The 21,598-nt window shown below is 71.6% G+C and carries 24 protein-coding genes; 14 read left to right on the forward strand and 10 right to left on the reverse strand.

From position 1 onward, the window contains the following. Positions 1-37 precede the first annotated feature (37 nt). From C1J00_RS16630 to C1J00_RS16645, 4 genes are all read right to left on the reverse strand, one after another. Positions 38-1,600 carry an FAD-dependent oxidoreductase gene (locus tag C1J00_RS16630; RefSeq protein ID WP_102909858.1) on the reverse strand — a complete coding sequence of 521 codons (1,563 nt, stop codon included), beginning with the start codon at positions 1,598-1,600 and terminating at the stop codon, positions 38-40. Continuing rightward, positions 1,597-2,325, reverse strand: a complete 729-nt coding sequence (locus C1J00_RS16635; RefSeq protein WP_102909859.1) for a class I SAM-dependent methyltransferase — start codon at positions 2,323-2,325, stop codon at positions 1,597-1,599. The genes C1J00_RS16630 and C1J00_RS16635 overlap by 4 nt, the downstream gene beginning before the upstream one ends. Continuing rightward, the gene (locus C1J00_RS16640) at positions 2,322-3,536 is read right to left on the reverse strand and encodes a lycopene cyclase family protein (protein WP_245936373.1); all 1,215 of its coding nucleotides are present in this window, start codon (positions 3,534-3,536) and stop codon (positions 2,322-2,324) included. Before C1J00_RS16640 ends, C1J00_RS16635 begins: the two co-directional genes overlap by 4 nt. 221 nt (positions 3,537-3,757) lie before the next feature. Beyond that, the gene (locus tag C1J00_RS16645; protein ID WP_102909860.1) at positions 3,758-4,822 is read right to left on the reverse strand and encodes a MerR family transcriptional regulator; all 1,065 of its coding nucleotides are present in this window, start codon (positions 4,820-4,822) and stop codon (positions 3,758-3,760) included. Positions 4,823-4,985: 163 nt separating this feature from the next. Between C1J00_RS16645 and C1J00_RS16650 the strand changes: the two genes are divergently transcribed. The 7 genes from C1J00_RS16650 to C1J00_RS47665 all read left to right on the forward strand — a co-directional run bounded on the left by C1J00_RS16650 (position 4,986) and on the right by C1J00_RS47665 (position 10,190). Then, on the forward strand, positions 4,986-5,633 hold the full coding sequence (locus tag C1J00_RS16650) for a sigma-70 family RNA polymerase sigma factor (protein WP_102909861.1): 648 nt from the start codon (positions 4,986-4,988) through the stop codon (positions 5,631-5,633). Between the two features lie 53 nt (positions 5,634-5,686). Next, the gene (locus C1J00_RS16655; protein ID WP_102909862.1) at positions 5,687-6,517 is read left to right on the forward strand and encodes a DUF4397 domain-containing protein; all 831 of its coding nucleotides are present in this window, start codon (positions 5,687-5,689) and stop codon (positions 6,515-6,517) included. 292 nt (positions 6,518-6,809) lie between these two features. After that, on the forward strand, positions 6,810-7,268 hold the full coding sequence (locus tag C1J00_RS16660) for a class F sortase (RefSeq protein WP_245936374.1): 459 nt from the start codon (positions 6,810-6,812) through the stop codon (positions 7,266-7,268). Then, positions 7,265-7,741 (forward strand): hypothetical protein, encoded by a 477-nt coding sequence (locus C1J00_RS16665; RefSeq protein ID WP_102909863.1) that lies wholly within the window; start codon positions 7,265-7,267, stop codon positions 7,739-7,741. Before C1J00_RS16660 ends, C1J00_RS16665 begins: the two co-directional genes overlap by 4 nt. Before the next feature lie 757 nt (positions 7,742-8,498). After that, on the forward strand, positions 8,499-9,260 hold the full coding sequence (locus C1J00_RS16680) for an SDR family oxidoreductase (protein ID WP_102909864.1): 762 nt from the start codon (positions 8,499-8,501) through the stop codon (positions 9,258-9,260). Positions 9,261-9,303: 43 nt separating this feature from the next. Beyond that, positions 9,304-9,999 carry a TetR/AcrR family transcriptional regulator gene (locus C1J00_RS16685; protein WP_245936375.1) on the forward strand — a complete coding sequence of 232 codons (696 nt, stop codon included), beginning with the start codon at positions 9,304-9,306 and terminating at the stop codon, positions 9,997-9,999. A 62-nt stretch (positions 10,000-10,061) separates the two neighbouring features. Next, positions 10,062-10,190, forward strand: coding sequence for a hypothetical protein (locus C1J00_RS47665; protein ID WP_281262761.1), 129 nt, complete (start codon positions 10,062-10,064; stop codon positions 10,188-10,190). An 81-nt stretch (positions 10,191-10,271) separates the two neighbouring features. Here the strand turns inward: C1J00_RS47665 and C1J00_RS16695 are convergent, their stop codons facing one another. From C1J00_RS16695 to C1J00_RS16705, 3 genes are all read right to left on the reverse strand, one after another. Continuing rightward, entirely contained in the window at positions 10,272-11,294 is a 1,023-nt protein-coding gene (locus tag C1J00_RS16695; protein WP_102909866.1) for an alcohol dehydrogenase catalytic domain-containing protein, read from the reverse strand. Positions 11,295-11,353: 59 nt separating this feature from the next. Then, positions 11,354-12,790 carry a carboxylesterase family protein gene (locus C1J00_RS16700; RefSeq protein ID WP_102909879.1) on the reverse strand — a complete coding sequence of 479 codons (1,437 nt, stop codon included), beginning with the start codon at positions 12,788-12,790 and terminating at the stop codon, positions 11,354-11,356. A gap of 292 nt (positions 12,791-13,082) precedes the next feature. Then, positions 13,083-14,018, reverse strand: coding sequence for a helix-turn-helix domain-containing protein (locus C1J00_RS16705; protein WP_102909867.1), 936 nt, complete (start codon positions 14,016-14,018; stop codon positions 13,083-13,085). A 129-nt stretch (positions 14,019-14,147) separates the two neighbouring features. Here C1J00_RS16705 and C1J00_RS16710 point away from each other — a divergent pair, with 129 nt between their 5' ends. The 3 genes from C1J00_RS16710 (at position 14,148) to C1J00_RS44665 (ending at position 15,457) form a co-directional block, all read left to right on the forward strand. Then, the gene (locus tag C1J00_RS16710; RefSeq protein WP_102909868.1) at positions 14,148-14,543 is read left to right on the forward strand and encodes an MmcQ/YjbR family DNA-binding protein; all 396 of its coding nucleotides are present in this window, start codon (positions 14,148-14,150) and stop codon (positions 14,541-14,543) included. After that, positions 14,540-14,908, forward strand: a complete 369-nt coding sequence (locus C1J00_RS16715; RefSeq protein ID WP_102909869.1) for an MmcQ/YjbR family DNA-binding protein — start codon at positions 14,540-14,542, stop codon at positions 14,906-14,908. The genes C1J00_RS16710 and C1J00_RS16715 overlap by 4 nt, the downstream gene beginning before the upstream one ends. 69 nt (positions 14,909-14,977) lie before the next feature. Next, entirely contained in the window at positions 14,978-15,457 is a 480-nt protein-coding gene (locus C1J00_RS44665) for a PI-PLC domain-containing protein (protein WP_146046195.1), read from the forward strand. Between the two features lie 85 nt (positions 15,458-15,542). On the opposite strand, the gene ychF is transcribed toward C1J00_RS44665, so the two are convergent. After that, the gene (ychF, locus tag C1J00_RS16725) at positions 15,543-16,631 is read right to left on the reverse strand and encodes a redox-regulated ATPase YchF (protein WP_102909871.1); all 1,089 of its coding nucleotides are present in this window, start codon (positions 16,629-16,631) and stop codon (positions 15,543-15,545) included. 168 nt (positions 16,632-16,799) lie between these two features. Here ychF and C1J00_RS16730 point away from each other — a divergent pair, with 168 nt between their 5' ends. Next, positions 16,800-17,411 (forward strand): DUF6542 domain-containing protein, encoded by a 612-nt coding sequence (locus tag C1J00_RS16730; protein WP_102909872.1) that lies wholly within the window; start codon positions 16,800-16,802, stop codon positions 17,409-17,411. An 18-nt stretch (positions 17,412-17,429) separates the two neighbouring features. On the opposite strand, the gene ppgK is transcribed toward C1J00_RS16730, so the two are convergent. Next, positions 17,430-18,176 carry a polyphosphate--glucose phosphotransferase gene (ppgK, locus tag C1J00_RS16735; protein ID WP_102909873.1) on the reverse strand — a complete coding sequence of 249 codons (747 nt, stop codon included), beginning with the start codon at positions 18,174-18,176 and terminating at the stop codon, positions 17,430-17,432. 68 nt (positions 18,177-18,244) lie between these two features. Then, positions 18,245-19,270 (reverse strand): 4-hydroxy-3-methylbut-2-enyl diphosphate reductase, encoded by a 1,026-nt coding sequence (locus C1J00_RS16740; RefSeq protein ID WP_102909874.1) that lies wholly within the window; start codon positions 19,268-19,270, stop codon positions 18,245-18,247. Between the two features lie 127 nt (positions 19,271-19,397). On the opposite strand from C1J00_RS16740, the gene xseA reads away from it, so the two are divergent. The 3 genes from xseA (at position 19,398) to C1J00_RS16755 (ending at position 21,595) form a co-directional block, all read left to right on the forward strand. Beyond that, positions 19,398-20,606, forward strand: coding sequence for an exodeoxyribonuclease VII large subunit (xseA, locus tag C1J00_RS16745; RefSeq protein ID WP_102909880.1), 1,209 nt, complete (start codon positions 19,398-19,400; stop codon positions 20,604-20,606). A gap of 9 nt (positions 20,607-20,615) precedes the next feature. Continuing rightward, entirely contained in the window at positions 20,616-20,861 is a 246-nt protein-coding gene (locus tag C1J00_RS16750) for an exodeoxyribonuclease VII small subunit (protein WP_102909875.1), read from the forward strand. 143 nt (positions 20,862-21,004) lie between these two features. Beyond that, a complete protein-coding gene (locus C1J00_RS16755; protein ID WP_102909876.1) occupies positions 21,005-21,595 on the forward strand; it encodes a malonic semialdehyde reductase in 591 nt (196 codons plus the stop codon). Positions 21,596-21,598: the final 3 nt, after the last annotated feature.

The following is a 21,598-nucleotide window of genomic DNA, read 5'->3' on the forward strand; positions in this document are numbered from 1 at the left end:
GCCCGGAGCCGTCCTAGGCCCGCCCGGCGGCCGGGCGTCACCGGCGCGCGGGGCGTTTCGCGAGCGCGCCGAGTGCCCGCAGCAGCGGGGAGCGGCCCGCCCGTGGCACGGTCCACAGCACCTGGCCGCGGACGCCCCATCCGGCGAGCAGGGCGTTGGACGCCAGGAAGCCGGTGGTGGCGGCCCGTTCCATCAGGGCCACGGGCAGGTCGCAGCGCAGTCCGTCGCCGGCCAGCGTCAGCCACGGGTGCGGGGTCCGTACGGTGGGGCGCCGGTGGTGGGTGCCGACCGGGAAGAGCGGGCAGTCCGAGCGCCACTCGTGCCGGGCGTCCACGACGCGCGCGTGACGGGTCTCCGGGTACACCCGCCGCAACTGCCCGAGCAGCTCGTCCTGCACGGTCTCCCGGTCCGTGCCCGGGTCGACGGCGTAGGCGTGCAGTTCGACCACGGAACCCCCGTGCCGCGCGGCCCAGCGGGCGGCCTCGCCCTCGTAGCGTTCCAGGACGCTGATGTTGTCGAGGCCGTCGTAGCCGCTGGTGCCGAGGAAGCCGGGGCGGTCGGCGCGGACCGGCCGGTCGAGCCAGAGCCGCGAGACGAGGAACGGCGGGGCGGTGCGCAGGGCGGCGATGTCCTCACGCCAGGGAGCGGTGCCGAGGCGGGGCGAGCCGGCGACGACCTGGCGCAGTCCCGCGGTGTCGAGGGCGAGCACCACCGCGTCGTGCCGGTCGGTGCCGGTGCCGGTGCGCACCTCGGCTCCCCCTGCGGAGCGGGGCTCCACGCCGTGGACGGGGGTGCCGGTGCGGACGGTCGCGCCGAGGCGCTGGAGGTAGTCGGCGAGCGGCTCCCACAGGGCCTGTGGGAAGGGCTCGTCGGGCACGTCGAAGAGCAGCCCCTCCGCGGAGCCGAGGAAGTAGATGTGGAACATCAGCATCAGCTCGGCGGCGGACAGTTCGCGCGGGTCGGCGAAGAAGCTGCGGGAGAACACCTCGAACGCCAGGTGGTGCGCGGCCTCGGGGAAGCGGACGCGTTCAAGGAAGGCGGTCGCGCCGATCCGGTCGAAGCGTGCGTACACCTCGGGCACGCGCACGTCCATCAGCGGCAGCGCCGCCCGGGCGTCCAGGGCGGCGAGGTCGCACAGGCCGAAGGTGGGGCTGAGGGCGACGAAGCCCAGGGCGCTGAGGGGCGGGGTGCGCGGGACGCGGGCGAAGCTGTCGGTGAGCCCGCCGCTGTGCCGCAGGGGGTAGTCGGGCAGCGGGGTGAGGCGGGCCAGGGCGGGGTCGGTACGCCGCAGCAGGCCGCGCAGGTTGTAGTACTGGCGGAAGAAGGCGTGGAAGCCGCGGCTCATGGTCACCTCGGAGCCGTCGGCCAGCCGGGTGCGGTGACCGGCGAGCCGGCCGCCCAGGGCTGCCTCCCGTTCGTAGAGCGTCACTCCGGCGCCGCGTTCGGCCAGTCCGGTGGCGGCGGCGAGACCGGCGATCCCACCGCCCACCACGGCGACGGACGGCTCGTCCCCGCGCGCGAACCGGTCCCGGCCGGGCACGGGCATCAGGACCTCGGCCTTGCGGTCCCGGCCGCGGCGGGCGACCGGAGGGGCGCTCATCGGGAAGTCTCCCCGGCCGCGGCGACGAACGTGTGCGTGATGCCGGTCTGCCATCCGGCGAGGGGCAGGGCCCGCGCGCCCGTGAATCCGGCGCGCGTCAGCCGCCCGGTGAAGTCGCGAGCGGTGTCGAAGTCGAGGACGCTGTGCCACAGGTGCCGGTACAGGGCCCGGTCTCCGGTGAGCGTGCCCGCGGGGATGATCACCCCCTGGCACACCGCCGTCCACAGCGCCCGGTGCGCGGGCGAGCCACCGAGGCTGTACTCGTGGACGGCGAGCCGCCCGCCCGGCCGCAGCAGCCGGCGCACCGTGGCGAGGACGCCGTCCGGGTCGGAGACGTTGCGGAACAGGTAGGCGGCGAAGACGGCGTCGAAGGGCCCTTCGACGCCGTCTTCGCCGGCCGCGTCGAGTTCCTCGGCGCTCAGGTGCAGGAAACGCACGCCGTCGGGCCACGGCTTGGCCAGCGCCCGGCGCAGCATGCCCGCCGAGGCGTCCACCGCGGTGATCCGCGCCCGGGGCGCGGCCCGCAGCAGGGCCCGGGTGGAGGCGCCGGTGCCGCAGCCGAGATCGAGCAGGTGCAGGCCGGCCCCGTCCCCGGGGAGCTTCAGCCGACGGGCCGAGCGCAGCAGGTCGGCGCGGTATCCCGGGTTGAGGCCGGTGAGGCGGTCGTAGGTGCTGGACGCGTGGTCGAAGGCGCGTGCCAGGTCGTGGTCGCGCAGCAGGGTCATCGGTGGCTCTCTCCGGTTCCTGGGGCGGGGTGGGTGCGGCGGGGGAGGAAGGGCACTTCGAGCGCGGTGCGGAGCATCGGGCCCACCGGGGTGCGCAGTCCGATGCCCCACTCCTCCCGGAGCGAGGTGGCGCCGTCGAGAAAGCGCAGCAGGCGCTGCGCCGGCGTCCGGCGGAACAGGCCGGTGAAGAACGCGGGGCCGTCGATCCGCCCGGTGTCCAGGGCCCGCAGCAGCACCGCGTCCATGGCGAGCGCCCGCCGCCCATGCGGTGCGGGCACGGTGGCGCGGCCGTCGTGCAGGGCGGCGGCGATGGCCCGGCTGTGCCGCTGTACCGCCGCGAAGGTGTAGCCGGTGGCGGGGCGGGTCGCGCCGCCCGCCGTCCCGATGCGGAAGACGGCCGCCCCGGCCCGCCGGGGGAAGCGGGCGTCGGTCATGGGGATGACGCCCTGCTCGGCGCTCTCCACGCTGAACTCGCCCAGGCGCAGCACCTCGCGGGTGTAGTGGCCGAGCGCCGCCTCGTAGGCCTCGGTGGTCAGCGGGGCCCGGGAGAACTCCGTGTACTCGACGAGCGCCCGGTCCGGGGCGAGGGGCAGGACGTAGCCGAAGGCGAGCCCGTGCCGCGGCTGGGGCACCCGGAAGTCCATGAGGTCGGCGACCGCCGGGTCGAAGCGGTCACCGCGGGTGCGCACGAACCATCCGCGGAAGTGCTGGAGCAGCTGCGTCCGGGCCGGGGGCAGGGCACGCAGGGGCCGGGAGTCGAACACGTAGCGGGAGCGCAGTGTCAGGGTCCGGCCGCCGGGTGCCGTGCAGCGGACCTCCGCGCCTCCGGGTACGTCGCGCACCGTGTCCGCCGTGGCGCGCAGCAGCCGTCCGCCGGGCGCACGCGCCAGCCGTGCGTGCACGAGCCGTTCGAAGGCCGTGGAGCGCACCATGCGGTAGCGCGAGGGGGTCGGATCGACGGTGAGCGGGCCGCCGTCGGGGCCGTGCACCCGCAGCAGGGGCCAGGTGGCGGTGACCGCTTCGCCGAAGTCGCCATCGCCCTGGTCCCAGTAGCACCAGGTCCGCTCCGCCGGGCGCACCGGACCGTTGGGCGGTTCCACCACGGTCACGGTCACGACGCCGGTCTCGACCAGCCGGTACGCGAGGCTGAGGCCGGCGGCACCGCCCCCGACGATCACCACGTCCGACGTGCCGTCAGGTCCCCGGCTCACCGGGCCCACCACGCGCCGCTCATCTCCGCACTCCGCTCCCGGCCGCCCGGTCGACTGTGTCGCGCCCGTTCCGTTCCGTCCGTTCTGTTCCGTCCGTTCACCGCTTCTGGCGGGTGCCCGTGTTCGGATGCAGCAGCCCCCTGGGTGCGCTGTCCGGACCTACAGCGAGCTCCCGGCTCACCTGCGGCACGGCTGGGGCGTGGCCGCACCCCATTGGCCCTCTAGCGCGACACGACCCTCTCCAGAACCGCGACGGCCTCGGCCAGCCCCGTGGGACGCGGCAGGCCGGTGACGGTCCGGCCGGTCCAGCCAGGCCCGATCGTCAGGACGACAGGCTTGCGGCGGGCGCCCCGCACGCCCCACTCCATCGCGGCCACGTGCTGGGCCAGCGGGCGGCTGGCGGTCGTCCGGGACTGCGCCCACAGCGCCACCGCCGCCGGCCCGGTCCGGCGGACGGCCGTGACGAGGGACTCCACGGGCAGGGCGCCGCCGAACATGCGCACCGGCAGACCGCGTTCGGCCAGCGCGGCGGCCAGCACCTCCAGGGGCAGCGTGTGGTTCTCCCCCGGCACGCAGGCGAGCACGACGGTCGCGCCCGGGCGGTCGGCGGCCGTGGGCGGGGCTCCGCGCCGCAGCGCGCCGGAGACGTGCCAGGACAGGAAGTGCTCGACCTCGACGTACTTCTCGCCGGAGCTCTCCCACTTGCGGCCGACCGCCTGGAGGGTCGGCATGATCACCTCGGTCCAGGCGGCGACCAGCCCGTGCTCGGCGATCGCGCTCTCCAGCAGCTCGTCGAGCGCGGAGGCGTCGAGGCGCAGCGCGGCACGGGCGATGCCCTTGCACTCCTGACGCACATCACCGAGGCGCAGCCCGCTGCCCGCCCGGCTGCGGGCGCGGACGGACGGTCGCGGCGTCACGCCCTCGTCCCTCCGGGCCGGGACCTCCTCCCCCGCCGCTGCCCCGGCCGCCTCCGGGGGTGCCGGGGTTACCGGGGCGGCCGGGGCCGGCTGCTGCGTCGCTTCGTCGAGCACGGTGCGCGCCGCCTCGGCGGGCGGTATCCCGGTCGCCGTCAGGGCGCACATCCGCTCCAGCCGGGCCACGTCCACAGGGGTCCACCGCCGGTGCCGGCCACCCGTGTGCGCGACCGGCCCGAGGCCGTAGCGCCGGTCCCAGGTGCGGACCGTGGTGGGCGCGACCCCCAGCCGCCGGGCCACCTCCCCGGTGGTCAGTCCGACACCGACCGGCGCGCTCGCGCGTCCGCGGCTGTCCCGTTCGTGTACATCCATACCTCCGACTGTACGACGCACAAACGACGCATGTTGAGATGCGTCGTTTGTCCGCCGAACACTGGCTTCGAGCCCATGGTCGCGGCTTGTGCACAGCGCGACCGGTGCGGTTCGGCAGACGGCCTTCCGTCCCCGCACGACGCACTGCAGGAGGAACCAGGCCATGATCACGAACACGCGACCGACCGTCCCCGCCGTACCCGCGGAGGAGACCCGGTACGAGGAGGAACTGGCCCGTGGCCTCGTCGCCGCCGACGAGGAGGCGTTCGCCGCGATCTACCGGCGATGGGGCTCGCTCGTCCGCACCATGGCCACCCGACTGCTCGGCGACACCTACGAGGCGGAGGACGTGACCCAGCAGGTCTTCCTCGGCGCCTGGCACGGCCGGGCCGGCTTCCGCCCCGAACGGGGCCCGCTCGGCGCCTGGCTGGTCGGCATCACACGCCGCAAGATCGTCGACGCGCTGGCGGCCAGGACGAGGCGTCTGACGCTCATCGACTCGGCCGGCCGCGCCGCGGACGCCACCGGGCCCGACGAGGTGGCACCGGACCGCGTCCTGGATCGGGTCCTGCTCATCGACGCCCTGGCACAGCTGCCGCGCCACCAACGGGAGGTGCTGTGCATGGCCTTCTACGAGGACCTGACCCAGGCGCAGATCGCGGAGCGGACCGGAATGCCCCTGGGAACCGTCAAGAGCCACGCCCGCCGCGGCCTGCACCGGCTCCGCCAGGCGATCGAGCAGCCCCCGGTCCACGACACGGACCACCGGCGGTGCCGCCGTACGCGCATCCACGGCGGCCCCCACACCTGAAACAGGACCGAGACTCCGCACCGTACGGAGACTCCGTTCGAAGGATGATTCCCATGATTTCACGCACCCGCCTCGCCATCGCCGCCTCGACCGGTGCCTGCGCCCTGGCCCTCGGCGTCTCCGCGCCGGCCCTGGCCGCCCAGCAGCAGGACAAGGCCATGGTGTCCGTCTTCCACGGCATCCCCGGTATGACCGTGGACGTGTACGCCAACGGCGATGAACTGATCAGCGACTTCAAGCCCGGCACGGTGACGGACCCCCTGTCCCTCGACGCCGGGAGTTACGACATCCAGATCTTCGAAGCGGGCCAGGGGCCCGGCGGAACTCCGGCCCTGGAGAAGGAGATCGAGGTGCCGGAGGGCGCGAACGCCACGGTCGCCGCCCACCTCTCCGCCGACGGCGATCCCGAGTTGACGGCCTTCACCGACGATGTCTCCCAGGTCGACGCGGGCAAGTCCCGCCTGACGGTCCGCCATGTCGCGGCGGCGCCCGCCGTCGACGTCCGGGCCGGCGGACAGCCGGTGTTCAGCGACCTGACCAACCCGAAGGAGGACAGCGCCGAGGTCGACGCGGGCACGATCAACGGGGATGTGGTGCTCGCCGGTACGGACACCGTGGCCATAGGCCCGGCCGACCTGAAGCTCGGCGAAGGCACCGGCAACGTCGTCTACGCCTGGGGCAGCGCCGAGGACAAGAGCCTGGCCCTGGCGACCCAGACGTTCAGCGGCATGGCGTCCTCACCCAAGGGCGTCCCCGCGGGCGGCAGCGGTGCCGCCGTCGCGCCGAACTCCTCCGACCTGGGGCCGGCCTGGGCGGCCGGGGCCGGAGCGGTCGCGGTGGCGGGTCTGCTGACGGCCCGCCGGGTCGCCCGCCGGCGTGGCTGACGGCACGCGACGGCTGACGGGACCGATGGTGGCGGCTGCCGCTCTGGCAGCCGCCCGCGGTTTTCCACCCACGCCGTCACAGCCGGCCGCGCCCGCGCAGACGGCCGTACCGTCGCAGCCGACCGAGCCGTCGGTGCCGGCCGCGCCGTCGGTGTCCTTCGCGCCGTCGGTGCCGGCCGCGCCCTCGCCCGACGTAGCGGCGCCCGACGTAGCGGCAGCGCCACCCGATCGCGGGAGCGCGGCGGCCCTGAAGGCAGCGCCCGGCACGGCGCAGGGTCCACCGCCCCGGCGCGTGCTCGCACGCCGCACCGGCCTCGACGCCGAGGTCGGTCCGGTGGGCGTGACGGCCCGGGGGAACATGGCCGTCCCGGACGACCCGTCCGTGGCCGGCTGGTACCGCCACGGCCCCGCGCCGGGCAGTGCCCAGGGCTCGGCCGTGCTCGTGGGGCACGTCGACTCCGGGACCGGTGACCTCGGTGAGTTCCTGGCGCTGTACGACGTGCGGCGCGGCGACCGCGTCGAGGTGCGCCGGGCGGGGGGCGAGCCGGTGAACCACCGGGTCGTCTCACGGGTCGCCGTGCCGAAGGACGACCTGCCGCCCTCGGCGTTCCGCCGGAGCGGCGCCCCCGTCCTCGCCCTCATCACCTGCGCGCCTCCGTACGACCCCGAACGAGGCGGCTACATGTCCAACCTCGTCGTCACGGCGGAGCCCGTCGAGTCCCGCCCAGCGGGGAACAGGAGGGCGAAGTGACCCACGTGGAGTCCGCGCACCTGGTGGAGCTGGCGCTGCGCAATGCCACCCCGACCGACGCCGAGGCCGAGGCCCTGCGGCACGTCGAACGATGCGCCCGCTGCCGCGACGAGCTCCGCACGCTGACCCGCGTGGTCACGGCGGCCCGCACCGCGCACCTCGTGGACCTGCCGACGGCGCCCCCGGAACGCGTCTGGCGGCGGATCAGCGGGGGCCTCAACCAGGACACGGCGACCCCCCGGCGGCCTCCACGCGTCCCGGACCCCAGGAAGCGAGCTCTCCTCGCCCTGCTCGCTGTCGCTGCAGCCATCGGCATCGCCGTAGCCCACCGGTGCCTGCGCGAGCGCTCGGAGCTCGTGCGGCGCGGGCTTCTCCGCTGGCGCCTGTCGTGTGGCTCAGGCCGCAGGAAACCGACGGTGCCGGTCGATGTCACCCGCTACACGTTGAAGCGGAACTCCCCGGCAAGGCCCTGACCTGCGGAAACGTCTGCGCATCCAGCACCGATCCAGCACGGGCGCCGCGACAAAGCACAAGAAGACCCAAGGCCCCAACGCTACCCGACCGCACCCGCACGTGTCTGAAGGTCTGCGGGAGGGGACTTCCACCAGTTCCTGGAGCTGCACGAGCACGGTCGGAACCCGGTCGACTCCCTGACCGACGTATCCGCCTGCTTCAGCCGCATCGCGGCCAGCCTCAGCCCTCCGAACCCGACCCGAGGCAGCGCATCCGCGTTTACCTCACCGGCGGCGGCACGGCCATGCGTCGACACTCCCACGCCTTCCACGCCGACAGGGTCGGCTACGAGCCGACGTCGCAGATCTACCGCAAGCACTCCGCCAGCATTGCGCCATGATCCAACGCCGGACCGTGAGGCTGGGTTCGACGGCAGGTGCGCGCCAGAGTGAGGCCCGTGAACAACTTGGCGTCCCGCCTCGCGCTTCTCATCGCCGATGTACATCCGCGATCTCACCCACCGGGGAAACCCAACACGCGCCCGGCCAACCGCTGCGACACCCACCTTCGCCGGTCAGTTGCCAGCCCCTCCCTCCGAGTCCGATCGACCAGCATGGCGATCAACTGCTCGTCCGCCGTACCGAACCGCCCAACCCAGTCACGCGATGCCAGCCACCCAAATGGTAAGTGGATCGACTTGCCTCCTAGGTGGCGCACGGGTTACGTTCCCGGAGGTGAGTCCATTGACTTACCTTTCTCTCGGCAAGGAACAGGCACATGAATCGTCTTGCGGGCAAGCGCGCCCTCATCACCGGCGGCACGAGTGGGATCGGTCTGGAGACCGCGCAGCGTTTTATCGCGGAAGGGGCCGATGTGCTGGTCACGGGGGTTACCCCGGCCAGCATCGAGAGGGCGCGGCAGATCCTCGGGGACAAGGTGCCGGTGGTGCAGGCCGATGCGCGCGATCTCGATGCGCAGCGTGGCCTGGCGGAGCGCGTGCGGGTGCATTTCGGGGAGCTGGACGTGGCGTTCCTGAACGCCGGTGTCTCGGACTGGCGGCCGTTCGAGGACCACACGGAGGACAGCTTCGACCGGCTCTTCGACATCAACGTCAAGAGCGTCTTCTTTCTTACGCAGGCCCTGGTGCCGGTGCTGGCCAACCCGTCCTCGGTCGTCCTCAACGCGTCCAACAGTGCGCACGGCGGTTACGGTCATTCGAACGCCTACGCTGCGACGAAGGCGGCTGTCGGTTCCCTGATGCGGTCGTGGAACGCGGACCTGCTCACCTCGCACGGCATCCGGTTCAACGCGGTCAGCCCCGGCCCGGTGGACACCCCGCTGTACTCCGGCGCAAAGCTCGGGATCGAGGACCCCGCGCAGCAGAAGGCTGTTGTGGAGGCGATCAGCTCCGGCATCCCGCTGGGCCGCATGGGCATGCCCGAGGAGGTCGCGGAAGCCGTCGTGTACCTGGCCTCCGACGCCTCCGCCTTCGCTGTGGGCCAGGACCTTATCCTGGACGGCGGCCAGACCGTCCTCTGACTGCGAGGACGCGGCCGCTGGACGACGGGCGAGGGGCGTGGGCATGACGACGGCGGACCGTGACCGAGCGGAAACCGGTGGCGACACGTGCCAGGCCGGGTATCACGCGCAGATCAAGGCCGAGAACCGCGCCCGCATCATCCGTGCCGCCCGCGACCTCTTCCTCGCTCGGGGATACGACAAGACCTCCCTGGCCCAGATCGCCAGGGAGGCCCGCGTCTCCACCGGCACTCTCTTCAAGCGGTACCCCTCCAAGGCTGCGCTGTTCGCAGCCGTCACCTCCGAGCAGTGGCAGCTGGATGTGCAGTACGTCGAACCGCCCCCGCCCGGTGATCCCGAGTACGGCCTGACCCACATCGGCCGCGACTACGCCTGCCTGGTCTCGCGGCCCGGTACAGCGGCGTTGTGCCGCCTCGTCATCACCGAACTTCCGCAGATGCCGGAACTCGCCGACATCGTCGGAACCGGCTTCGCCATCGATCGAGGGCCCTTCTTCGACCGGCTCCGTAACTACCTGGAGGCCGAGGAGCAGGCCGGCACACTCGCCTTCCCCTCGACCGAGGGACAGCTGCAGCCGGCATCCGCGGTGGCCGAACAGTTCCTCGGCATGATCTGCGGCCAGCTCCTGTGGCCCCAACTCGTACGGACCGACTTCGTCCCACCCGTCGACCCTGTCGACAGCACGGTCGTGGACGAAGCCGTCGCCCTCATGCTCACCCGCTATCGCGCCCGATCCTGAACCCCGCCCACCTGTTCGCACTGCCAGGACAGGTCGGATTCCAGGGTGTGCGCCTGCTCGGTATGACGGTGAAGGCCCCCGCCCGGGTCGCCGGCCGCCGCATCGTCGACGACTTCCACCTCGACGATGAGACCACATCTGTTCTCTCCTTCGGAAACGGCGGGGAGCGGCGGCGCTCACCGCCGGGTTGAGGTACTCACCGCGCACGATGTGCGGGTTCGAGCCGATCGACTCGCTGTGTGCGATGACCTTGTCGCGTCCCGCGATCGTTCTCAGTCGTCCAGGACGACGACGTGCTTGCCCGGCGTGGTGCCGGACTCGAGGTCGGCTTGGGCGTCACGGATCTGTTCCAGGCCGTGGTAGATCTTCGCGACGGGGACGTTGAGGCGTCCTTCGGCGATGGCCTGGAGCTGGTGGGCGAGGACGTCTGCCGGGAGGTCGGCGGCCTCGCCCGCGTAGCTGGTCAGCCGCACCCCGCCCGGGATCATGAACGGGCTGAAGTCGGGGATCGTCCACTGGCCCGCCAGGGCTCCGGTGAAGCAGACCGTGCCGTGCCGGCGCACGGTGCGCAGGGTGTCGGCGAGAACCGAGCAGCCCACCAGCTCCAGTACGGCGTCGACACCGTCCGGCATCAGGTCGCGCACCTGGTCGGCGAGGGTCTCGTTGTCGACGAGGGGATGGTCCACGCCCGCGGCCCGCAGTTCCCCGGCCCTTTCCGGGTTGCGGGTGGTGGACAGCACGGTGGCCCCGAGGTCCTTCGCGATCGTGGCCGCGCTCAGCCCGACCGTGGAGGTGCCGCCGCGGATCAGCAGCGTCTGCCCGGCCTTCAGGTCCAGGCCGGTGGTCAGCGATCCGTAGGCGGTCTGGAACATCTCGGGCAGCGCACCGACAACCTCCCACGGCAGGCCGGTCTCAAAAGGGATGACCTGCGCCGCGGGCACGGTCACGTACTGGGCGTACGCGCCGCCGTACGAGCGGCCCATGCCGCCCATCATCGTGGCCACCTGCTGTCCCGGCCGCAGCCCGCTGTCCTCGTCGGCCTCATCGACCAGGCCCACGCCCTCGATGCCGGGGATGCGCGGGTAGCTGACCTCCGCGTCCGACTCACCCTTGCGGGTGGTGACTTCGGATTCGTTGACGCCGAACGCCTTCACCCTGATCCGCACCCAACCGGGCTTGCGTACGGGCACCGGGACGTCCTTGATCTCCAGTGCGTCGAGGCCGCCGGGCCGAGTGACGACGACGGCCCGCATCGCCGCCGGTGCAGCGTCGGCGCCTGCTGTCGGTTGGCTCATACCGAGTACCTCACTCCGTGTCGTCGCCCCCTGCGCTGTTCCGTATCGCCCGTCGGCCGTCAGGGGCGGGCGATGCCTTCCCACAGGTCGAGGACCTGCTGGTAGTGGGCGGTGCCCTCGAAGGGAGAGTTGCCGACGGTTTCCGCGGTGGGCTGGTCCGTGACGGCGGGCCACAGGCGGGAGCGCTCGCTGGTGGCGAAGTCAAGGACGATGTCGCGGATACGGGTGTCGCGCTCGGTCTGCTCGGCGCTGCGGCCCGGCTTTTCCTGGCCGACCAGGGCGTACATCTCGGTGCCGTGCACGGCGGGTGCGCCCTCGGCGGGCCCGATCAGGAGGAGGTGGGCGTTGCCGCCGGCGGCGGCGTGGGCCAGGGCGCCGCGGGCGGCGGGGATCGCGAAGAGGTAGTCCGCCATGACCGCGGCACGGACCTCGGCCGGGGTACGGCCGCCCTGGTCGTAGGTGTCGACGATCTTCTGCGCCCGGGAGCGGGAAATGCGCCACCCCGCGACCTCGTCGACGACGCGGTCGACGGTGCCCGGGTCGAAGCGGTCGAGGTCGTTCGCCACCCACCAGCCCATGTCGTCGCTGGCCATGCTCAGCAGCACGTCGACATCGCGGTGCGGGCCCGAGGCGAGGACGTCCATGGGGTGGGCGTGCACGACCGCGCTGGGCTGCCCGATGTCCAGGACGACTCCGGTGGCCTTGTTGTCCACCCCGCCGCGGACTCCGAGGTCCGTCGGGAGGACCTTGCGCAGGGCGTCCCGCAGGGAGCGCGGGTCGAGGTCGAGCAGCTTCTCCGGGTTGTCCGCGACGCCGAGTTCGGTGACGAACAGGTGCGCGAGTTCCTCGGCCCACCAGGCCGGGATGCTGCGGGCGGGCCCGCCGGAGAACCCGGCCAAGCGCCGGTACAGGCCGTCGGCGGAGGAGGCGCCGAGCAGCCCGAAGGTGGAGTATGCGCCGGCGCTGTGGCCGTAGACGGTGACGTTGTCGGGGTCGCCGCCGAAGTGGGCGATGTTCTGCCTGACCCAGGTGAGCGCGGCGATGATGTCCTGGAGGAAGAGGTTGCTGGCCTCGGCGAGCTTTCCGCCGTACTGCGAGAGCGAGAGCGGGCCCAGGGCGCCGAGCCGGTAGTTGATGGACACGCTCACCACGCGCCCCGTCACTGCGAGACCGGCGGCGTTCGAGGTGATCTGCGTGTTCGCGCCGACCTCGAATCCGCCTCCGTGGATGTACACGGTCACCGGGAGCGCCTTGTCGGCCGGTTGTTCGGGGGCCCACACGTTCAGGTTCAGGCAGTCCTCACCCATCCCGCTGTCCGCTTCGAGCCAGGCGCCGCTGTCGGGCTGGACAGAAACGATGCCCTTACGGTCGTACGGGAGGCTTGGATCGAAGCCCGCGACCATGGGACGGCGGTACCGCTCGGCGGTGGCGTACGGGATCCCCCACCAGGACCGCACCCCTGGTGCAGTCGGAGCCTTGGGAGCGGAGGCGGTCATGACATGTCCTTCCAGCGCGTTCGGATGCTTCGCGCGGTGAGTCGGCAGCTGGTCGCTCGCGGTGACCTCTCCCATCGTTTCCCGGGGTACGACAAAACGCCTGGTGTGCAGCGGTCACCTGGTGGTCAGCAGGTGACACTTCCTTGCTTGTCTTTCTCTCGTGGCCCAGGCAGCCGAGGGGAGGTCGAGTGGACTGGGGTCTGCCATCGGCGGGCCCGGAGGAGCTTGGGAAGTCGGCGGCAAGGTGGTCGGCCCGCGGTTGGTCAGAGGTGGGCCAGCCGCCGCGCTCCGCTCACGGGTGGGTCGGGGCCTCGCTGGCCGCGAAGGCGGCGGGGGTGAGGCCGGTGCGGTCGCGGAAGAAGCGGCCGAAGTTCGCGGGGTCGGTGAAGCCAAGGTGGACCGCCACGGTCCGGGCATCCCACCGCGCACCTCTCAGCAGGCGCCGGGCTTCCAGGAGGCGCCGTTCGTCGATGAGTTCACGTACTCCCTTGCCGGTGGCGTCCCGGGCGGTACGGCTGAGGGTGCGAACCGAGCAGCCGAGCAACTCGGCGTAGTCCGCGGCCTGGTGCAGCTCACGGAAGTGCAGTTCCAGGGCGTCGAGGAAGCGTCCGAACCGGTCCGCTCGGCCTGTGCCGGCCGTGGCCGTGGCGACGGGGGCGATGTCCGGGGAGTTGGCCAGGCGCAGCAGCAGCGATTCGAGCAGGCTGCGGCGCAGGGCGTGATGGGCGTCGAGGGGGCGGCGCCCCAGTGCGCGGTGTTCGTCCAACAGCTGGAGTGCCGTCTGCTGGAGCCATGCGATGTCGTCGGGGTGCGGACTCAGCACCGCCGGGGCCTCGTGCGCGGTGAGCGGGGCCAGGAGACGGGCGAGGTCGGACCGCAGTACGTCCGGTTCGAACAGGATGAAGGTGCCGCGGGCCGCGCCGGGCGGATGCCAGCACTGCGCATGTCCGGGACGCACCCACAGCCACTGGCCGGGGCCGACGGTCCGCGTGACGTGGTCGACGTCATGCCGCAGCTCACCCTCGGTGACCGCGATGAGGTAGTGGAAGGTCGCACGGCCCGGACGGGGCGGGTTCCACGGCCAGTCGTCGTGCTGGGCGAAGAAGTCCTCGACGGTACTCACCTCCAGGCCGTAGGGAGTACCGACCGGGGGCTCGAAACCGTACAGCGGAACCGCAGCCGGCCCAGCCTGCCCACTCGGCCCGGAGTGTCGCCTGTCGACCATCATGTGTCCGCAGACTACCGCCTTCGCAGTCGGCTTCGACGGAACGATGGGACGTGCCACCGCGCCCGCGCGGCGCGCCCTCCGCCTCCTTCGATGCCACAGTCCGTCACCACCCGGGAAGGCTCACCACCCATGAACGGACCGACCCTGCACAAGACCGCCGCCGACTGCGCGGAGGAACTCCCCGGAGCCCGGCTCGAGCATCCCTTCGGCCCCGACTGGGAGGTCTTCAAGGTACGCGGCAAGGTGTTCATGCTGATGACCGAAGTCCCGGGGCGTCCCGTCGTGATCCTCAAGGCGGACCCCGGCGAGGCCCAGGCCCTGCGGGAGCAGTACAGCCACATCACCCCCGGCTACCACATGAACAAGAAGCACTGGATCACCCTGGAGGGCGGGGAAGACGTCGACAAGAAGCTGGTCGAGGAACTCGTCACCGACTCCTACCGGCTTGTCGTCGCCCACCTGCCCAAGGCGGAGCAGCCCGTCGACCCGCACACCTACGGCACCGGAACGCGGGCGGCCCGGTGAGCGCGGCCGGCGTCCGGCTCCAGGACGCCGCCCGCCAGGCGGCCCTCGCCCTCCCCGACGTCAGCCACGGATACCCCTTCACCCCCGGACTTGACGTGTACAAGATCGCGGGCAAGGTGTTCCTGATCGTCACCGACGACCCGGACGAGCAGATCATCACGGTCAAGTGCGACCCCGAACACGCCCGCGCGCAAGTACGCGACTACGCCACGATCACACCGGTCCGCTACCTCGACAAACGCCACTGGATCTCCCTCGGGGCAGGTCCCGGCATCACCGAGCAACTGGTCACCGACGCGGTCGAGGATTCCTACGACCTGGCCGTCGAGCGGCTGCCGCGACGCGACCGCCCCGCGGCTCGGTGAGCGCCGCGAGCTTCCCCACGACTTGAGTCGGTGCCGGGCATCGTTGATCACTTCGGACCAGGTACGTACTTGTACGCGGTGGCGGTCGGTGCGCTGAACATAGCCGAAGGGCAGTCCGGTCTGGTTTCTGCGGGACTCGGCGAACTCGTCCAGAGTGTTACCGATGATCCAGAAGTCCCACGAGAGGTTCGGCTTGTTGAACCGCTCGTCACGCATGACGGCGAGCGCATATTTTTCGATCTGCGTGAGCTCGTCGGCGCCGATTACCTCACTCGGTCGCTTCAGTTCGACCACGATATTCTCGACTCGGTCTTGCGCGATCTCGCACGTGGTGATCTCGAAGCGGCGCAGGTTGTGACGCTCGGCGCGGATTCTCGTCTCGGTCGCAGGGTCGTCCTCATGCACCGTGCACCATTCAACGACATCGCCGATACCAAACGCCGCGAACCGCCCCTTGCCCTGTTCTCCGTGAAGGCGCCGTCCCTGCTGCCGCGTGGTTCTGATGGACCTCTTCCACGAGCCCCCCTCCAGCGCGCCGAATCCTGCTGAAAAATCAAGGGGCCTGACTCCAAAGAGTCAGACCCCTGCTGACCTGCATGTTTGCCAGATCAGCGAAGTGGTGCTAAGTCACCCGCTAGACATTGAAGCGGAACTCCACCACATCCCCGTCCTGCATGACGTACTCCTTGCCCTCCATCCGCGCCTTCCCCTTCGCGCGGGCCTCCGCCACCGAGCCCGTCTCCACCAGGTCGTCGAAGGAGATGACCTCCGCCTTGATGAAGCCCTTCTGGAAGTCGGTGTGGATGACGCCGGCCGCCTCGGGGGCCGTCGCGCCCTTCTTGATGGTCCAGGCGCGGGATTCCTTGGGGCCGGCGGTCAGGTACGTCTGGAGCCCCAGCGTGCGGAAGCCGACGTGGGCCAGGGTCGCGAGGCCCGGCTCCTCCTGGCCGACGGACTGGAGGAGTTCCAGCGCCTCGTCCTCGTCGAGCTCGGCGAGGTCCGCCTCCAGCTTGGCGTTGAGGAAGATCGCCTCGGCGGGGGCGACCAGCGCGCGCTGCTCGTTCTTGAAGTCCTCGTCGGTCAGCTCGTCCTCGTCGACGTTGAAGACGTAGAGGAACGGCTTGGTGGTGAGCAGGTGCAGGTCGTGCAGGAGCTCGGCGCGCTCGCTGCCCTGGACGAAGCCGTGCGCGAAGAGCGTGTCGCCCTTCTCCAGGATCTCCTTGGCCTCCTCGACGGCCTTGGCCTTCGGCGCGATGTCCTTCTTGATGCGCGACTCCTTCTGGAGGCGCGGCAGGACCTTCTCGATGGTCTGCAGGTCCGCGAGGATCAGCTCGGTGTTGATCGTCTCGATGTCGTCCTTCGGCGAGACCTTGCCGTCCACGTGCACGACGTTCTCGTCCTTGAAGGCGCGGATGACCTGGCAGATCGCGTCGGACTCGCGGATGTTCGCGAGGAACTTGTTGCCCAGGCCCTCCCCCTCGGAGGCGCCGCGGACGATGCCGGCGATGTCGACGAAGTCGACCGTGGCCGGAAGGACCCGCTGCGAGGAGAAGATCTCCGCCAGTTTCGTCAGTCGGGGGTCGGGCACGCCGACCACGCCCACGTTGGGCTCGATCGTGGCGAACGGGTAGTTGGCCGCCAGCACGTCGTTCTTGGTCAGGGCGTTGAACAGGGTCGACTTGCCGACATTCGGCAGACCGACGATTCCGATCGTGAGCGACACGTTGCGACTTCCCGTGAGTGGAGGGCCAGGAGGCCAGGGGACCGGCCGATCCACCAGTCTACGGCGTGTCCGGAACCGCCCGGGCGGACAGTCGAACGCTTGGCCAAGCCGCGGCCGACGGCGTGTCAAAAGGCCTATTTGGCATATTGAACGACCTAAGTTGGTGCAGTGGAGCAATACAGAACGCGATCTCCTCAGTACGGACCGCGACAGCACGGGCCGCGCCGGGACCGGCCCGGGCCGCCGCCCCGGCAACCCGTGCCGTCCCAGGCGGGACGGGGAGCGGGGGGCGAGCCCGTGCGCGCTGCCCGGCCGCCCGGGCCGCGGCGCCGCCCGGCGCCGGCACGACGGCCCGCGCCCGCACCGGCACCCACCGCCGGCCGACTGCCGAACCCCCGGCTGACCGGCCTGGGCAGCGGGCTGTTCTGCGCGGTGGTGATGTTCCTGCTGGGCGCGCTCTGCTCGGCGCTGTTCGGGGCGTCCCTGACGGTGTACGGCGTGCTCTTCCTGCCGGTGTGCGCGCTGACCGCCCTCTGGGTGCGCCGGGGGGACCTGATGACCGCGCCCATCGTCGTGCCGATCGCGTTCGCCGTGGGGCTGGTGCCGGTGGCGGACGGGGAGGATGGGTCCGGCGCCACCCTGATGGGCCTGGTGACAGCGCTCGCCACGCAGGCCGGATGGCTGTACGGCGGGACGCTGATCGCCGGGCTGATCGTGATCGTCCGGCGGATCAGGCTGGTGCACCGGCGGCGGACGGCCGGGGCCCGGCCGCCGGTGTGACACCCGGAGGAACAGGCCTCAGCGACCGGCCGCCCGCATCGCCGCGCCCACGATTCCCGCGTTGTTCTGCAGCTGCGCCGGGACGATCTCGGCCTTGATGCCCTCGATGTGGGGCAGGAACTTGTGGGACTTGCGGCTGACACCGCCGCCGATGATGAACAACTCCGGCGAGAACAGCATCTCGACGTGGGCGAGGTACTTGCGCACGCGGTGCTCCGCCCAGTGCTCCCACGTCATGTCGTGGTCCTCACGGGCCTTGCTGGAGGCCCGCTTCTCCGCGTCGTGCCCGTCGAGTTCCAGGTGGCCCAGCTCGGTGTTGGGGACGAGGACGCCGTCGACGAAGACGGCACTGCCGATGCCCGTGCCGAAGGTCAGCAGGATCACCGTGCCCCGGCGGTCGCGGCCGGCGCCGAAGTGCATCTCGGCGACACCCGCCGCGTCCGCGTCGTTGACCACCGTCACCGGCAGTCCGCCCAGGCGCTCGCCGAGCAGCGCGCGGGCGTCGGTGTCGATCCAGCTGTCGTCGACGTTGGCCGCCGTGCGGATCGTGGCTCCGTCGGTGACCACGCCCGGGAACGTCACCCCGACAGGGCCCGTCCAGCCGAAGTGGCCGACCACCTGCCTGACGCCGTCGGCCACCGCGTCGGGTGTGGCCGGGTGGGGGGTGAGGACCTTGTGGCGCTCCTGCGCCAGGTCACCCTTGTCCAGGTCCACCGGCGCACCCTTGATCCCGGATCCGCCGATGTCCACTCCGAAGATCTGCATGGCCCTACGTTACGACGAACGACTGACGGTCACAGGCCGGACAGCGGGGCTGCCCGGCCTGTCCCCGATCACTCCCCGGAATGTTCACCGGTCCCGGCGCCGCCGCGCTCGGCGGTCAGGGCCGCGGCCTCCTCGCGCAGGTCGCGGCGCAGCTCCTTGGGCAGGGAGAACGTGATGGACTCCTCGGCCGCCTTGACGATCTCGACGTCCTCGAAGCCGCGCTGCGACAGCCATTCCAGGACCTGCTCGACCAGGACCTCCGGGACCGAGGCGCCCGAGGTGACGCCGACCGTGGTCACGCCCTCCAGCCAGGCCTCGTCGATCTCGTCGGCGAAGTCCACGAGGTAGGCCTCACGGGCGCCCGCGATCTTGGCGACCTCGACGAGCCGCTTGGAGTTGGAGGAGTTGCGCGAGCCGACCACGATGACCAGGTCCGACTCGGCGCCCATCTGCTTGACGGCCAGCTGGCGGTTCTGCGTGGCGTAGCAGATGTCGTCACTGGGCGGGGAGATGAGCTGGGGGAACTTGTCCTTCAGGGCGTCGACGGTCTCCATGGTCTCGTCGACGGACAGCGTGGTCTGGGAGAGCCAGACGACCTTGGACGGGTCACGGACCTCGACCTTCGCCACATCGCTCGGCCCGTCGACGAGCTGGATGTGGTCGGGGGCCTCACCGGAGGTGCCGATGACCTCCTCGTGGCCCTCGTGGCCGATCAGCAGGATGTCGTAGTCCTCGTCCGCGAAGCGGACGGCTTCCTTGTGGACCTTGGTGACCAGGGGGCAGGTGGCGTCGATGGTGGCGAGCTTGCCGCGCTCGGCCTCCTCGTGGACGACGGGGGCCACGCCGTGCGCGGAGAACATGACGATGTTCCCCGGGGGCACTTCCTCCGTCTGCTCGACGAAGATCGCGCCCTTCTTCTCCAGGGTCTGCACGACGTACTTGTTGTGGACGATCTCGTGCCGGACGTACACCGGAGCGCCGTACTGCTCCAGGGCTTTCTCGACGGCGATCACGGCGCGGTCCACACCCGCGCAGTAGCCACGGGGGGCGGCGAGCAGGACACGGCGGCCAGGCGAAGCAGACATGCGTCCCATCGTAAGGCCGCGTCCGGCGGGTCGAAGATCGCGTGCGGGTGGAGTCCCGGGGAGGACCGGCATGGCGCACGCTCGGCGGCGCCCGCGGTGGGCGGTGTTGTCAGCGGTGGCCACTACCCTCGCGGACATGGCTGTGAACACGACTCCGGAAGCCCCGCTGCCCGTCGGCGAGGTGTCGCGGCTCATCGGGGGCTGGATCGAGCGGCTCGGGGCGGTGTGGGTCGAGGGGCAGATCACGCAGTTGTCGCGGCGGCCGGGCGCCGGTGTGGTGTTCCTGACGCTGCGGGACCCGTCGTACGACATCTCGGTGAGCGTCACCTGCTACCGGCAGGTGTTCGACGCCGTCGCGGACGTGGTGAGCGAGGGCGCCCGGGTCGTCGTCCTCGCCAAGCCCGAGTGGTACGCCCCGCGGGGGCAGCTGTCGCTGCGGGCCGCCGAGATACGGCCCGTCGGGGTAGGGGAGCTGCTCGCTCGCCTGGAGCAGCTGAAGAAGGCCCTCGCCCGGGAGGGGCTGTTCGCGCTGGAGCGCAAGAAGCCGCTGCCGTTCCTGCCGCAGCTGATCGGGCTGGTCTGCGGACGGGCCTCGGCCGCCGAGCGGGACGTCCTGGAGAACGCGCGGCACCGCTGGCCCGCCGTCCGCTTCGAGGTGCGCAACGTCGCCGTGCAGGGCGTGCACGCCGTGCCGCAGGTCGTGCAGGCCGTGAAGGAGCTCGACGCGCTCGGCGACGTGGATGTGATCATCGTCGCCCGGGGCGGCGGCAGTGTGGAGGACCTGCTGCCGTTCTCGGACGAGCAGCTGATCCGCACGGTCGCGCAGTGCCGTACGCCCGTGGTGTCCGCCATCGGGCACGAACCGGACAATCCGCTGCTGGACCACGTCGCCGATGTCCGCGCCTCCACCCCGACCGACGCCGCGAAGAAGGTCGTGCCGGACGTCGGTGAGGAGTACGAGCGGGTGCGGCTGCTGCGGGACCGGGCGCGGCGGTGCGTGGCGGCGCTGCTGGACCGGGAGGAGCGGGGGCTGGCGCACGCGCTGGCGCGGCCGTCGATACAGGACCCGTACCGGATGATCGATGTGCGCGCCGACCAGGTGGCGGACCTGCTCGACCGGGCCCGCCGCTGTCTGCGGCACCAGCTGGACCGCGCCGACTCGGAGCTGTCGCACACGCATGCGCGCGTGGTGGCCCTCTCCCCCGCCGCGACCCTCAAGCGCGGGTACGCCGTGCTGCAGAAGGCGGACGGGCACGCGGTCCGCGACCCGGGCGAGGTGACGGCCGGCGAGGCCCTGCGCGCGCGGGTCTGTGAGGGTGAGTTCTCCGTACGAGTGGACACATAGGGTGGGTGGATGACCAGCGAGGTTGATGAGACGCCGGGCACCAGCGAGGCGCTCGGGTACGAGCAGGCGCGGGACGAGCTGATCGAGGTCGTCCGGCGCCTGGAGGCGGGCGGTACGACGCTGGAGGAGTCCCTCGCGCTCTGGGAGCGGGGCGAGGAGCTGGCCAAGGTGTGCCGACGGTGGCTGGAGGGAGCCCGGGCGCGGCTGGACGCGGCGCTGGCGGAGGAGGCCGTCGAGGACGAGGACGCCGGGTGACCGGACCGTCCGGCCGGGAGTGGCGCACGACACTCCCACGTTAGTTGAACGTTGAACATCGCTTGCGTACGGTCGAGGACGTCAGCCGATCCTCTTCAGAGGAGTCAGCCGATCCCCCGGACCCGTCACGAGAAAGTGCAACCATGCCGCTCGCCCTTGACCCCGCCGCCCAGGACCTCCTGTTCCGCGAGGCCCGCACTGCCGGAACCTTCACCGACGAACCGGTGACCGACGAGCAGGTGCAGGCGATCTACGACCTGGTCAAGTACGGTCCGACCGCCTTCAACCAGACCCCGCTGCGCATCACCCTGGTCCGCTCCCCGGAGGCCCGCGAGCGCCTGGTCGCGCACATGGCCGAAGGCAACCGGGCCAAGACGGCGAGCGCCCCGCTGGTGGCGATCCTCTCCGCGGACAACGAGTTCCACGAAGAGCTGCCGCACCTGTTCCCGGCCGCCCCGCAGATCAAGGACCTCTTCTTCGCCGAGCGCCCGGCCCGCGAGAACGCCGCCGCGCTGAACGCCGCCCTCCAGGCCGCGTACTTCATCATCGGCGTCCGTGCCGCCGGCCTGGCCGCCGGTCCGATGACGGGCGCGGACCTGGAGGGCATCCGCAAGGAGTTCCTGGACGACGACCACACCCCGCTGATGGTGGTCAACATCGGCCGCCCCGGCCCGGACGCCTGGCACCCGCGCTCCCCGCGCCTGGAGTTCGACCAGGTCGTCACGACGGTCTGAGCC

Source organism: Streptomyces cahuitamycinicus, from assembly GCF_002891435.1.
GTDB classification, from domain to species: domain Bacteria; phylum Actinomycetota; class Actinomycetes; order Streptomycetales; family Streptomycetaceae; genus Streptomyces; species Streptomyces cahuitamycinicus.